Origin of the sequence: Dyadobacter soli, from assembly GCF_900101885.1 — a bacterium.
Classification (GTDB): domain Bacteria; phylum Bacteroidota; class Bacteroidia; order Cytophagales; family Spirosomataceae; genus Dyadobacter; species Dyadobacter soli.
Genome location: NZ_FNAN01000018.1, coordinates 1 through 12,594 on the forward strand (window position 1 = coordinate 1; position 12,594 = coordinate 12,594).

The following is a 12,594-nucleotide window of genomic DNA, read 5'->3' on the forward strand; positions in this document are numbered from 1 at the left end:
GCTTTCCAGACCTTAAAAAGGCATACGAGCTGGCATTGGAGCTCAGTAACATTTTCACGACTACAAAAGAAAAAATATACGGACTGACCAGGCTGGCTAAGTGGCACGAAAAGGTCAGGCAATCCGGCTTCAAATCATTCAATACCGTTGCCCGCTCGATTGAGAATCACTACAAGACCATTGTTAACTATTTTGATAACAGAAGCACCAATGCATCCGCTGAATCTTTCAATGCGAAGATCAAAGCGTTCAGGGCGCAGTTCAGAGGAGTCAGGAATGTAGAATTCTTCCTTTACCGCCTTACCCAGTTATATGCTTAATCCAAGGTGCTCCACAACATTTGGTCTTGATCCCAACAAAAGCAGGCAATCCGCCTGCTTTTGTTGCGTACGATCAAGGTCCTATCACCGCACGAAGCGAAACACCTCCGAGGTGCCGTCTTTCTTGAACACCTTTAAAATGTAAACACCCGCAGGAAGGCTGTTTACATTGATCGTCTGCCGTGGGTTGCTGCCTGAGTCGTAAACTGTCAGCGCGCTGATGGTGCTGATCTGCACCTTTTTGACGGTTTCCCAATTGTTTACATCCACAGTGAGATGCCCGGCAGAAACGGGGTTAGGATAAATGCGCGCGGCATCCTTTGATCCGAATGAAAGGGCCTTGATACTGCTCAATGCGAAACTTCCGTCGGTGTCGATCATTTTCAGTCGATAGAAATTGTTTTGACCGCTTACGGGTTCCGTGTGTATGAACTGATACGGCTTCTCTGTGGTGCTCTCGCCCGCAGCGGCTACTGAGCCAATCGCATTCCATTGCTTGCCGTTGATGCTATGCTGGATTTCAAACTCGCTGGATGCTGATTCGGACGTTGTTTTCCATTGAAGTAATGCAGTATTACCTTCTTTCGTTGCTGTAAACGCGGCGAGTGTAACGGGTAATGGGTCGGTAGCAAGTCTGATTATCCAGAAATCACCGTCTCCATTATTATTTTCAGATTTGTCGGGCCCCGCACCCGAATAGGAATGTCCACCTATTATATATCCCCGGTCGGAGGTCGGCACCACGCTGTAAAGCACATCTTGTTTGGGGCCGGCAAAAGTCTTATCCCACTGATAGGCGCCATCCGGCGATAATTTGGTGAGCCAATAGTCAAAGTCAAAGTCCTCTTTTGGGTCGAGCGCCAATGACCAGCCTCCCAATACAAAACCGCCGTCGGAAGTTGTAGCCAGGGAAGTAAATTCATCATACTGGCCACCTCTACCATAAGCTTTATCCCAAATCTTGTTGCCGTTACCATCGATTTTGACTACCCAGAAGTCCCTGCTGGAAGGGCCTTGATTGTCGGCCGACTTGTTGCCGCTTATACCTGAATAGGAGTCGCCGGCTGCCAGATAATCACCGGATGGTGTCTGGACGATACGTCTAAAGAAGTCGGAGTTATCACCACCGAATGTCCTATCCCATTCTTTAACTCCTGACGATGAAAGTTTCAATATCCAATAGTCTGGTTGACCGAAGTTTGCTTGCGTTTTATCTCCGCTGATGCCGGAGCCAGACATGCCACCAATGATGTACCCCCCGTCTGCTGTAAGCGACAAAGAACCGTTCATTTCATAGTCGCTTCCGCCATAGGTACGGTCCCATGCTTTACTGCCATTGACGTTCAACTTGACGACCCAAAGATCAAAGCTTCCCCGTGAAGGTTCGGTTTTATCACCACTGAGTCCAGAAAAAGAATCGCTGATGAAAATGTATCCGCCGTCGGCGGTCTGACGTATTTCTTTCACGTTATCGCCATCATTGCCACCTAAGGTATTGTCCCACTCAATGCTGCCACTTGCCGATAATTTGACAATCCACGCATCCGGGCTCAGTGAACCTTTACTTTTATCGCCGCTCAAACCAGACTGTGAGGTGCCGGCAAGAATATACCCGCCATCAAATGTTTGCCGGATATCAGATAAAAAATCCGCGCCGTTGCCTCCGATCGTTTTATCCCATTGCTTAACGCCGGAATCATTGAGTTTGATTATCCAGTAATCTAGATTGCCCTTGGAATTTTCGGATTTATCACCGGATGCATTGGAAGGGGATGAGCCAGCCACCATATACCCCCCGTCGCTGGTTTGTATTACTTTCACCTGATATTCATCGCCATTTCCGCCAATGGTTTTGTCCCAAAGTTTAGCAGGTGGCTGTGCGAGAATAAATGACCGGGAGGAGATAAAAAGGAGAAGCAGCGCAAGGGTACAAATGGAAGCAAAAGCCGACCTGCCTGGTCGGAGAAGTTGTGTACAAAAGAACATAGAGAGTTTGGTGAGTACTAAACTTCAAATGTAACTAACTTGCACTAAGTGTTCAATTATTTCCATATTTTCATGCTCGGTCGGATCTGATCCGTCGAAGGATTACGCATTCCAAAACTTCATCAGGCTAAATACCATGCATTATTCGAGGGAGCAACTCATCGTGCTTTTCACGTATCTGCCCGTGCTTGTGGCGGCGTGGATGGCGTTAAGGAGGTACCGCGGGGCCGACCGTCCCGTAAAACTGTTATGCTGGCTGATCTTCTTTGCATTACTCATCGAGAGTATTTCGCGCATTTTCTGGTTTTTTAAAGTATCCAACCTGTTTCTCTGGCCGATTTATATCACGGTCGAATTCGCATTGCTGACCTGGATGTATAGCCTGGTACTCGACCAGAAGTGGCTGACAACCGTGCGTGGCTGGATGCTGGCGGCGTTTACGGCCATCGTGCTCGTGCGCGAGTTGGGGCAGCAAGGGCAGTCGGTGTGGATCGATAATGCGGGGCGGTCGATCGAAAGTGTGGTCGTGATATTGCTCGCATTGTCGTATTTCTATAAAGTTTTTCAGGAATTAAAAGTGCAAAACTTGTTGGTTGAGCCTTTCTTTTGGGTGTCGGCGGGATTACTGCTGTTCTTTTCGGGTAACTTCCTGATTTTCATATTTATGAATTTCATTTTGTTGTATTCCAAAAACCTGAACGACCAGATCTGGGTGATCCATTCGCTGATGAATTATATGCTGTACATTACTTACGCGATCGCACTATGGGTAGGCCGGGGGAAATAGAATTTGCACAACTGCTGTTCGGGGGCATCGGCATTATGGTGATGATGGCGCTCGCGATCGTCATTTTTGTGCTGCTCTACCAGCGGAAACTGCATTTTCAGCAAAGCCGCCTGCACCAGATGGAAATGCTCCATCAGAAAAAGATCCTCGAATCGATCGTGGCCTCGCAGGAGAACGAGCGCGAGCGCATTGCGCGTGACTTGCACGACGAGGTAGGGGCGTCGTTGTCGGCGGTGCGTTTGTTTGTGAACCAGATTCAGTACGAAAAGTCGCCGGAAGAAATGAAGGGCCTTGCGGCGCGTTCGGGGCAGATTATCGGGGATGTGGTGAAGGATGTACGACAGATTGCACATAATTTGTCGCCGGTTATCATCGAAAACTTCGGTTTTGCCGGCGCGGTGAAAATTTTGCTCCGGAGGATGGAAGATGCCGGAATGGATATTCGCTGCGCGATCGACGATCCGGCTGACGTACTCTCATCCTACCAGCAGCTGGTTTTGTACCGCATTATCCAGGAAGTGATCGGTAATGTGGTGAAGCACGCCGAAGCCAGTGAGATCACTTTCGATCTGCATCATGGGAGTTCACAACTGAGCTTGCTCATGAGCGACAATGGAAAAGGCTTCGATATACATTCCAGCCAGAAAGCGGCCGGGATGGGAATGAGCACAATCCGCACCCGTACCGACCTGTTGGGTGCAAAACTCGAGTTGAGTTCGGCGCCGGGCGAAGGCACCCGTTTTAGAATTGAAATGCCCGTTTAACATTTTCTCAACGATACATTGAAACCGGTAAAAATAGCAATAGCGGACGATCACAAGCTGTTCCGCCAGGGTTTGGGCCAGATCCTCTCCCGAAATGACGACTATCTGATAGTGCTGGAAGCTGCTTCCGGCGAGGAGTTGCTGGAAGCAATAGGCAATGCTGCGCCGGATGTAGTGCTGCTGGACCTTTTTATGAAGGGCATGGACGGAAAAGAGGTTGCCGGGTTGCTGCTCAAAGAGTACCCGGATGTGAAAATCATAATCCTGTCCATGAATTATTCCCCGGAGCACATTTTACAGCTCATGCGCGTAGGCGTGCACGGGTACCTTCCCAAGGATATCGACCAGGGCATTCTGAGCGAAGCTATTGAGCAGGTGGTCACCAAAGGATATTATATCAACGACGATATTGCACAGGTAATGCGGCAGGGTTTGCAGCATGGCGATATCAAGCCTGCCCGGAGCAAAGTGGCCATTCCCTCGCTGAACATCGGCCTCACCGACCGTGAAATGGAGGTGCTCACATTGATTTGCAAAGGATATAATACCGCCAAGATCGCTGAGGAGCTGTTTATCAGCTACCGGACGGTGGAAGGCCATCGCAAAAATCTGCTCGAAAAAACGGGCGCAAGCAACTCCGTGAGCCTGGCGATATTTGCGGTTAAATATCAACTACTGGACTTCTAACGCGGTTACCAGTGTTAAATGCGGGCAAATACCCGTAAATCCGTAATGCGGTCGCGGTAGGTTTCCAAAAATGTGCAGAAGCGAGCGGCTTGTTCCTCCTGGTAAGTGAAATCGGTCAACTGATCATATTCTTCCACGTAAACATCATTGAAATCAGTGATTACGTAGCGCAGGCTTCTGATGCCCTTTGCGCGCAATGCGGGCAGGTAAAAGTTCTGATGGCTTTTGGCAAAGCAACCCGGCCGGTAATTGCTGGTGGTTTTGATATCGACAGCCAGCATTTTACCTATCACATCCACATAGCCGTAAATGAGGCTGTCGTTGAGCTGGTATTCGCAATATACCTGCGTTTTCAGCATCGGGCGGGGCAGAAACGATCGTACTTTTGAAAGGATTTCCGGGTCAAATGTCTCTTCGCCAATGCCTTTGATCACCGCATCTTCAAACGACACGCCGCGAAACTGTGCCTCGGTTTGCGGCATAGGAACGCGATTAATGCGGTCGAGAAGCGCCTGTTCATCGATATAGCCACGCTCAAAGCGGTCGAAACAGCCTAGCAGGGACGGGTAAAGTTTGTATTTAACAGTGGTAGAAATCATTATTTAACAATGTTAGCAGGCATTCGTTTCTCCTTTTTGCCAAAATAGTATTGCATTGAAACCGCTATAAAACTGAATGCATCATTGGGCGTGTCGCTGTACGATTCGCTTTCTTCCGGGTTGATCAGCCGATGGCCGGAGGTGGCGTCGAGCTTATCGGTCCGCACGAAATAGAAACGGTATTCGAGTGCAATTTTCAATTTTTCTAACAAAGCATAATCCACAGAAGTGCCGAGCGGCAAAATTCCTTCCCTTGTTTTTCGGATGCCTTTCGGGCCTTTGGGCGGTCCCCAGCGCAGAAAAAACGGGTTTCGGGCGCTTTGCGTGCTGTTGGTGAAGCGTAACAGCCGGTTATCGTCGAGGTCGAAAGCATTGGCGCTGAACCAGATTTGTCCTAATCCGGCATAAACATTAAAATGCACCGGTCCCGGCTCTTTATTGCCGAACTGCTCGGAGAGGTCCCATTTCACGAGGCATTCCAAGCTATTGTATTCATTCACGAACCAGGAATTGAAAAATTCCCGCTTTTCGCCGCCGATTCTTCCGGCATTGTAATCGAGCTGAACGGCGAATTGCTTGTTGAGCGACTTGCCTATACCGATACCGGCAATCCCGTGCATGGCCTGCGCATTGAGTTCCCCGTAAAACTGGGTAAGGCCGCCGCGAAGGCTCAAAAAGTAAGGTTGCAAGGCGCGGCGATCGTAATTTTTCTTGTCGCTGATGCCGTTCGGCGAGCGGTAACGGGCAGGTTGTGCGAGGGTTATGCCTGCCAGGATGCAGGTGGTAAGGAGCAAAATGTAACGCATGGCTTGAAATGATCGGAATGAAATCTTTGTTCAGCCATTGATACGCACGCTTTTCATTTTGGTCACCTTTTGTAGAACCAATAAGATGCCGGCCCGCCGTGTGATAACCGTAAATATCTGTTAGTTTTGCTTATAGTTGAAAAATACAATACAAAGATGAGTGTAGTACCCTATAAAGATAAGGAAGGGACCAAGCGGGAGCAGGTTGCGGAGATGTTCGACAACATTTCGCCTAAATACGACCTGCTGAACCACGTCCTAAGTGGCGGTGTAGACATATATTGGCGTAAAAGGGCCATTAAACTGCTCAAAAAGCAGCAACCGAAGGTCATTCTCGACATTGCAACCGGTACCGGCGATTTCGCAATTGAGGCGCTTGCATTGAAGCCCGAGAAGATCATCGGCGTCGATATTTCGGAAGGAATGCTGGCCGTTGGCCGTGAAAAAATCGCTAAACTGGGCAAGCAGGACGTGATTACCCTGCAAAGCGGCGACTCGGAAAGTTTGGCTTTTGCAAACAATTATTTTGACGCGATTATCGTTTCGTTTGGAGTACGCAATTTTCAGAATTTGCTGGCCGGACTGACAGAGATGAACCGCGTGATGAAGCCGGGCGGAACTTGTGTGGTGGTAGAGTTTTCGAAGCCTAAAAGCTTTCCGTTCAAGCAGATTTACAATTTTTATTTCAAATACATTTTACCAATAATAGGGAAAACGGTCTCGAAAGACAGCGCAGCTTACACTTATCTGCCCGAGTCGGTACAGGCCTTTCCGGACGGGGAAGCTTTTCTTGATATTTATAAAAAAGCAGGTTTCATAAATACCAAATGCATATCACTTACCTTCGGGATCTGTTCAATTTACGTCGGACACAAGTAATTATCGGCATCCTGGCGTTGCTTATGGCGGCGCAGGAGGCCCGGTCTCAGGGCATCGGCTACCGTCGTAAGCACCTCGAATACTACGACGATAAGCCGATTCATTACGGTATTCTTTTCGCGGTACCATTCACGCGCTTCAATATCAAGCATAGCAATGACTTCGTGCCGAAGGACTCCGCATATGCGATCCAGTCGCCCACGAACGGCGCATTTCGCATGGGTTTCACCATTAACGCCTACCTGAACGAGCATTTTGACCTGCGCACCACGCCTGCCGTTTCGCTTTACGAGCGGCATGTCAAATTCAGCTATCCCAACGGCACCGACCGTACGGAAAAGCGCGAGTCGACGTGGATAGAAGTCCCGCTCTTGCTAAAATACAAATCCTTGCGTCGCGTGAACTCGCGCATGTATATGATCGCGGGCGTGACGCTCGGGATCGAGACCAACGTAAAGCGCAACCGCGGAGGTGGGGTTGGTGCCTTGAACACGAAGTCGAGCGACTTCTCGATCGATTACGGCATCGGCTACGAACAGTTCTTCGAGTTCTTCAAATTCGCTCCCGAACTGCGTTTTTCACACGGATTGACCAATATGCTCGTGCCCGGAACAAATTCCGTAGCCAATGGCATCAGCCGCATGCGTACCCACACCGTAACGCTCTATTTAAATTTCGAATAGCGTATACTGGTTATCAGGAGGTTAAAAAATATTTTAAAATTTTTTTCAAGAATATTTGCAGAGTTCAATTTAGTCGCACATATTTGCACTCCCAAACGACGGGAAAACAAAGAAAAAAAGAAAGGGAGTTTAGCTCAGTTGGTTCAGAGCATCTGCCTTACAAGCAGAGGGTCGGGGGTTCGAATCCCTCAACTCCCACGAAAAGCATCGATAAATCGGTGCTTTTTTTGTTTTTGGCCCATGCGGCATCTGCCTTACAAGCAGAGGGTCGGGGCGGTCGGCCGTTGCCGCGGTCCGCCGCGCGGTTCGAGTCCCTCAAACTCTAATCCCCTGCGTAACTCAGGTCAGCGCTCCCAGGAAACGTTCTCCTTGATTAATTTGCAAGGACTTCCAGCGTAGAGTGCATTTTCCTTTTCAAGTGCTTTGCTGACCAGTGAGCTTGCACCAATAATGGAGTTGTTGGGAATTTTAGCGCCTTTCAGCACTAAGCATCGACATCCGATCCAGACATCGTCGCCTATCAAAACGGGTTGTGGAGCATTTATCTCTAAGCCATGCTCGTTTTTTATCTTGTGCAGGTCGCTGTCCATGATGAGCGTATCCCAGGATATCAAGCAGTTTTTGCCAAATTCAATATTCAGCTGTGCAACGATTGAAGTTTCTGCGGTGATAAAAAAATCCTCACCAAAAGAAAGTGATCCGGTACTTGCCACGGATATTTTGGAGCCATGTCCGATATTACACGTTCCGTTGAAAACCACGGTTCCGGATACTTCCCAAATCGTCCTTGATCGCTTCTCGTCGAAAATTCCGATCTTACCATAGCCGATTTGTATCAGGCCCATTCTCAGCGGTCCATTGATTTTAATTTTGCCGGAAGTAGTTCTTAGGTAGGTTCGCCTGGATACCAGAACAGGCAAAAGCAATGCTTGCCGCAGTGGAAGGTATTTCAAATTGAAATATATGGTCCTCAAATTCACTCTGGAAATTAACTTTAAGATGTTTTTCATTGCCTTTGATCAGGACCTTTTGGTTGTTTTTCCAACTAAAATACCAAAACCCGTTGTGCGGTTGAGATTTGAAGACAAAAGTAATAAAACCTCCAACTATCAGCATAGCATCCGCAAAGGACCAGCCGGAAACCTCCCTTACCTTGTAGCGGCGATCTTCAATTAATCATTTGGACTTATGAAAACATTATTGCTGCTGGCATTGGCAGGCATTTTTGCGTCTTGCAATGCGAAAGACCAGCCGTTGAACAATGACACAATTATGCAACAGGAGGACATTATAAGGCTGGTGGAACGAAACGATTTAGCCGGTGTAAAAAAGGCGCTTGCTGGCGGTGTGAATGTAAACACCCGGGATGGAAGGGGAAAGTCGTTACTCTTGCTGGCGACGATCGGCAGGCAAGAGGAAATGGCAACGCTGCTGACGGAGAAAGGCGCGGATGTCAATTTACAGGATGACATCCAGGATAGCCCGTTTCTATATGCCGGAGCAACGGGACAGACGGCATTGGTGAAGCTCTTTCTCGCGCATGGCGCACGTTTCGATGTTTTCAACCGGTATAATGGAACCGCATTGATCCCCGCATGCGAACGCGGGCATGTGGAAACCGTCAAAGTGTTGGTAGGCACGAATGGGTTTCCCGTCAACCACATCAATCGTTTGGGGTGGACGGCCTTGATGGAAGCCATTGTCCTGGGTAACGGAGGCAAAAAGTACCAGGAAATCGTGCAGTTGCTGAAAGACGGCGGTGCCGATCTCGGAATCCCGGACCATGACGGCATTACGCCATTGCAGCATGCAAAAAGTCGGGGATTTTCGGAGATAGTAAAGATTTTGTCGGAACGCTGAGTTTGGCAAGTGAAAATCAAGGTCGTGCGTTGAGAGCCCGTATTGCATTGTTATAAATGCTGCAACTATCGGGATGAAAGGGGTAAAGTGATTACACGACGGGTAAAATACTTTTGCCGTGTATTAAACTTTATCAAACATGACTGATTTTAAGAAGATTGTATTGGGTTTGGTGGTGATGTTTTGCGCCACGCTGTTCATCGGTTGCAGTGACGACCATGAGCCTCAGAAAGCGTTAACACCCAGCGAAGTATTAGCAAGTGTTGCGTGGGAAACGACAAATGCAAAAAATAACAAGGGAGAAAATGTAGCATTGACGGACGCCAATGTGGCCAACTTTGTTGGATTTGCTTACTTCAAACCGGACGGGACGTTCACAATGTACAACCTCGACGATTCACCTAAAATGCACGGGGATTGGTCTGTTTCTGCTGATGGAAAAACCCGTACGATTGTAGCCAGGGATAATGCCGGTGCTACTTTGTTTACACGTGTGGTTGAAATTACGGTATTGACAAAGGATGAATTTACATACAGGATTTATCCGGACAGCAACGACAAGTCAGTGTATTTCGATATCGTGCACACGCCCACCACGCATACGGAACCTAATTAGTGTTGTAAATGCATTGGTATTGAAATTTCAATTGGATGGCAGCCGTTTCGGTTGCCATTTTTGTTTAGCAGCAAGTCGATAGTTATATGTAATTTAATTTTATATTTTGTTTTCTATAATAAAGTGTTTACAATTGCGCAATAACAAATCGTAACGCATTATGGAAAACAGTCGGATTAGTCGCTCCCTTTCCGGTATGGCGGGGGTGCTTGTGATGATTTGCATATTGTCGGCTTGCGGGGATAGCCGGGGAATAGTCATACGGGGTGATTTGCGGGGTGTGGATACGTTTTTGGAAGGGAAGAAGCTATATTTTGGCAATGCGGAAACCAAGGATTTTTTGGATACCGCCGTTGTTCGGGAAGGGAAATTTGAATTCAAAATAAGGTCAGGCGACGATTTGGCCCCGTTCAGGGCAGCGATCTTGTATGAAACGGGTAATCCCGCATTTCCATATCAGCTAGTAGGCTATAAAAACCCCTATTTCAAAAAAACGATTGAAAGTAACTTCTATGCCGAAGACGGAGTAATGGATTTACAACTCGACACAATCCAGATTTTTACGCCAAAAAATAAGGCAATATCATTCAAAATAGGGAACGCCAACCCGCAAACCAGCGTGCTGTTCCACCATTACAATTTCAAAAGCGGCTCAAAGAATGTTTCCGATAACCAAGCTTATAATCGCTCGATTGTTCAAAAGCATCCGTATTCGATCGACTTGTTACGAACATTGAATTTCAGCAAATCATCACTCGACAACGGCGAAGCCACGCATCTGCTCTCACTTTTTAGTCCCGAGCTACATTCAAACCCCGGTTATATTGCTTTAAAAGCTTATCTGGAATACGAAAACAAAACCGGCAACGACTTCCCGACGGAAGTTGCATTGAAAACGGCCGATGACAAATCGGTAAAAGAAGTCCTTGTCGATTCCTCCAAACATAATCTGATCGTCTTCTGGGCGAGCTGGTGCGGGCCTTGCCGGATGGAAATTCCACAAATTAAGAAGCTCTATGAAAGCAGAGGATCGGACCTGAATGTAGTCAGCATTTCCGTCGACAAAGACCAGAATGCCTGGAAAAAGGCTATGGAAAAGGAAAAAATGCCATGGAAGCAATTCCTGCTGCCTGCGGGTGAAACTTTTGCGATGCTGGATAAGAAGTACAACTTGGAAATCATTCCGCTTTGGGTGCTTCTGGACGGCGATGGCAAAGTAGTCGATCAGCACGTAGGCTACGACACCGGGGATAATGCAGTGGATTTGAAAGTGGCGGCGCTTTTGAGATAGGAAGGGAGGAAAGGGATGAAAGGAGAAAAGGGAGGAAAGGAGGAAAAATGCCATTCCATCCTCCCATTCGTCCCTTCCTCCTTCCTCCCACCTTAAAGCCTCTGCTCAACACCGCTCTCCGCCGAACGTAATCCGGCTTCCAGCACCTGAATAATTTTCAGACCGTCCGCAAAATTCGGTTTGATCTCCGAATCGTTTTCGATGGCATCCAGAAAATCGACTGCCGCGTGTACGAATGCGTGCTCGTAGCCGATGATGTGCCCGGCGGGCCACCAGTTACCAGCGTAGGGGTGGATGGATTCGGTGGCGAGAATGGTGCGGAAACCGTGTTCGCCTTTTGTGTCTTCGTTGGAGTAGTATTGCAGCTCGTTCATGCGTTCCAGGTCGAAAACGAGGCTGCCTTTGCTTCCGTAAATCTCGAATGTAAGGCGGTTTTTGCGGCCGGTGGCGAACCGGGTCGCTTCAAACGAGCCTATGGCGCCGTTCTGGAACCTTACCATCATCAATGCGGCGTCCTCGACGGTTACTTCGCCCGTTTCGTCGCCCTTGGATGCGCCGGTGAGACTTCCGGTGGCGGTTTCGTCGGCGATGGGGCGCTCTTTGATAAAGTTGGTGGTCAGTGAAGACACGGAAACAATGTCACCGACGAGGAAATGCGCCAGATCGACGGCGTGCGAATTGAGGTCCCATTGCGGGCCAGCCTTCGCGGTTTCTTTTTTCAACTGCCAGGTAAGCGGGAACGACGGGTCCACGATCCAGTCCTGCTGGTATGCGCAGCGCCAGTGGAAAATGCGCCCAATTTTGCCATCCTCGATCATTTTTTTGGCGAGCGCCACAGCCGGCGTCCGGCGGTAGTTGTGGTTGAGATAATGCTTCACGCCGTTTTCCTCGCAGGCTCTCAGCATTTCGACCGCTTGTGCGCTGTCCATCGAAAGCGGTTTTTCGCAAAAGATGTGCTTGCCGGCCTTCGCTGCGGCCAGCGCCACTTCATAATGCAGGTTTTGGGGTAATGCAATGTCGATAATGTCGATATCCGGGCGGTTTACCAGCTTCTGCCAGTCGGTTTCGGTTTCTTCCCAGCCCCAGTTTTCCGCAAACTCCGACAGTGATTCCTGATGACGGCCGCACGCGACTTTCAGCACGGGTACCGACGGCGTGTCGAAAAACAGTGGGGCTTTTTTCCATGCATTGCTATGTGCCCGGCCCATAAACTTGTAACCTACGATGCCGATATTGATCTGCTTTTTCATTCGGGAATGGATATGATTAAGGATTGTATGCTGAACAGGTTTGCCAAAAGTATCAAATCTTGATGA

Annotated in this window: 14 protein-coding genes and 1 tRNA gene; 10 read left to right on the plus strand and 5 right to left on the minus strand. The window is 48.5% G+C overall.

Going from position 1 to position 12,594, the window contains the following annotated elements:
• Positions 1-320: transposase (locus BLQ88_RS26395; RefSeq protein WP_143016939.1), on the plus strand; the 320-nt coding region annotated here is incomplete at its 5' end.
• An 84-nt stretch (positions 321-404) separates the two neighbouring features.
• Here the strand turns inward: BLQ88_RS26395 and BLQ88_RS26400 are convergent.
• On the minus strand, positions 405-2,306 hold the full coding sequence (locus BLQ88_RS26400) for a T9SS type A sorting domain-containing protein (protein ID WP_090156015.1): 1,902 nt from the start codon (positions 2,304-2,306) through the stop codon (positions 405-407).
• A gap of 136 nt (positions 2,307-2,442) precedes the next feature.
• On the opposite strand from BLQ88_RS26400, the gene BLQ88_RS26405 reads away from it, so the two are divergent.
• The 3 genes from BLQ88_RS26405 to BLQ88_RS26415 are packed head-to-tail and all read left to right on the plus strand — an operon-like array spanning position 2,443 to position 4,544.
• Entirely contained in the window at positions 2,443-3,093 is a 651-nt protein-coding gene (locus BLQ88_RS26405; RefSeq protein WP_090156016.1) for a hypothetical protein, read from the plus strand.
• A complete protein-coding gene (locus BLQ88_RS26410) occupies positions 3,072-3,857 on the plus strand; it encodes a sensor histidine kinase (RefSeq protein ID WP_090156017.1) in 786 nt (261 codons plus the stop codon). Before BLQ88_RS26405 ends, BLQ88_RS26410 begins: the two co-directional genes overlap by 22 nt.
• A gap of 18 nt (positions 3,858-3,875) precedes the next feature.
• A complete protein-coding gene (locus tag BLQ88_RS26415) occupies positions 3,876-4,544 on the plus strand; it encodes a response regulator transcription factor (protein ID WP_090156018.1) in 669 nt (222 codons plus the stop codon).
• Positions 4,545-4,558: 14 nt separating this feature from the next.
• Here the strand turns inward: BLQ88_RS26415 and BLQ88_RS26420 are convergent, their stop codons facing one another.
• Positions 4,559-5,143, minus strand: coding sequence for a hypothetical protein (locus tag BLQ88_RS26420; protein WP_090156019.1), 585 nt, complete (start codon positions 5,141-5,143; stop codon positions 4,559-4,561).
• Entirely contained in the window at positions 5,143-5,949 is an 807-nt protein-coding gene (locus BLQ88_RS26425) for a hypothetical protein (protein WP_090156020.1), read from the minus strand. The genes BLQ88_RS26420 and BLQ88_RS26425 overlap by 1 nt, the downstream gene beginning before the upstream one ends.
• Positions 5,950-6,105: 156 nt before the next feature.
• On the opposite strand from BLQ88_RS26425, the gene ubiE reads away from it, so the two are divergent.
• The 3 genes from ubiE to BLQ88_RS26440 all read left to right on the plus strand — a co-directional run bounded on the left by ubiE (position 6,106) and on the right by BLQ88_RS26440 (position 7,709).
• Positions 6,106-6,828 (plus strand): bifunctional demethylmenaquinone methyltransferase/2-methoxy-6-polyprenyl-1,4-benzoquinol methylase UbiE, encoded by a 723-nt coding sequence (ubiE, locus tag BLQ88_RS26430; RefSeq protein WP_090156021.1) that lies wholly within the window; start codon positions 6,106-6,108, stop codon positions 6,826-6,828.
• A complete protein-coding gene (gene porT, locus BLQ88_RS26435) occupies positions 6,777-7,511 on the plus strand; it encodes a type IX secretion/gliding motility protein PorT/SprT (protein ID WP_310590156.1) in 735 nt (244 codons plus the stop codon). Before ubiE ends, porT begins: the two co-directional genes overlap by 52 nt.
• A gap of 123 nt (positions 7,512-7,634) precedes the next feature.
• A tRNA-Val gene (locus BLQ88_RS26440) sits at positions 7,635-7,709 on the plus strand.
• Positions 7,710-7,855: 146 nt separating this feature from the next.
• On the opposite strand, the gene BLQ88_RS26445 is transcribed toward BLQ88_RS26440, so the two are convergent.
• Positions 7,856-8,521 (minus strand): acyltransferase, encoded by a 666-nt coding sequence (locus BLQ88_RS26445; protein WP_090156023.1) that lies wholly within the window; start codon positions 8,519-8,521, stop codon positions 7,856-7,858.
• A 178-nt stretch (positions 8,522-8,699) separates the two neighbouring features.
• Here BLQ88_RS26445 and BLQ88_RS26450 point away from each other — a divergent pair, with 178 nt between their 5' ends.
• The 3 genes from BLQ88_RS26450 to BLQ88_RS26460 all read left to right on the plus strand — a co-directional run bounded on the left by BLQ88_RS26450 (position 8,700) and on the right by BLQ88_RS26460 (position 11,278).
• The gene (locus BLQ88_RS26450; RefSeq protein WP_090156024.1) at positions 8,700-9,371 is read left to right on the plus strand and encodes an ankyrin repeat domain-containing protein; all 672 of its coding nucleotides are present in this window, start codon (positions 8,700-8,702) and stop codon (positions 9,369-9,371) included.
• 139 nt (positions 9,372-9,510) lie between these two features.
• On the plus strand, positions 9,511-9,987 hold the full coding sequence (locus tag BLQ88_RS26455; RefSeq protein WP_090156025.1) for a DUF4822 domain-containing protein: 477 nt from the start codon (positions 9,511-9,513) through the stop codon (positions 9,985-9,987).
• Between the two features lie 160 nt (positions 9,988-10,147).
• A complete protein-coding gene (locus BLQ88_RS26460) occupies positions 10,148-11,278 on the plus strand; it encodes a TlpA family protein disulfide reductase (protein WP_090156026.1) in 1,131 nt (376 codons plus the stop codon).
• A 92-nt stretch (positions 11,279-11,370) separates the two neighbouring features.
• On the opposite strand, the gene BLQ88_RS26465 is transcribed toward BLQ88_RS26460, so the two are convergent.
• On the minus strand, positions 11,371-12,528 hold the full coding sequence (locus BLQ88_RS26465; protein ID WP_090156027.1) for a Gfo/Idh/MocA family protein: 1,158 nt from the start codon (positions 12,526-12,528) through the stop codon (positions 11,371-11,373).
• Positions 12,529-12,594: the final 66 nt, after the last annotated feature.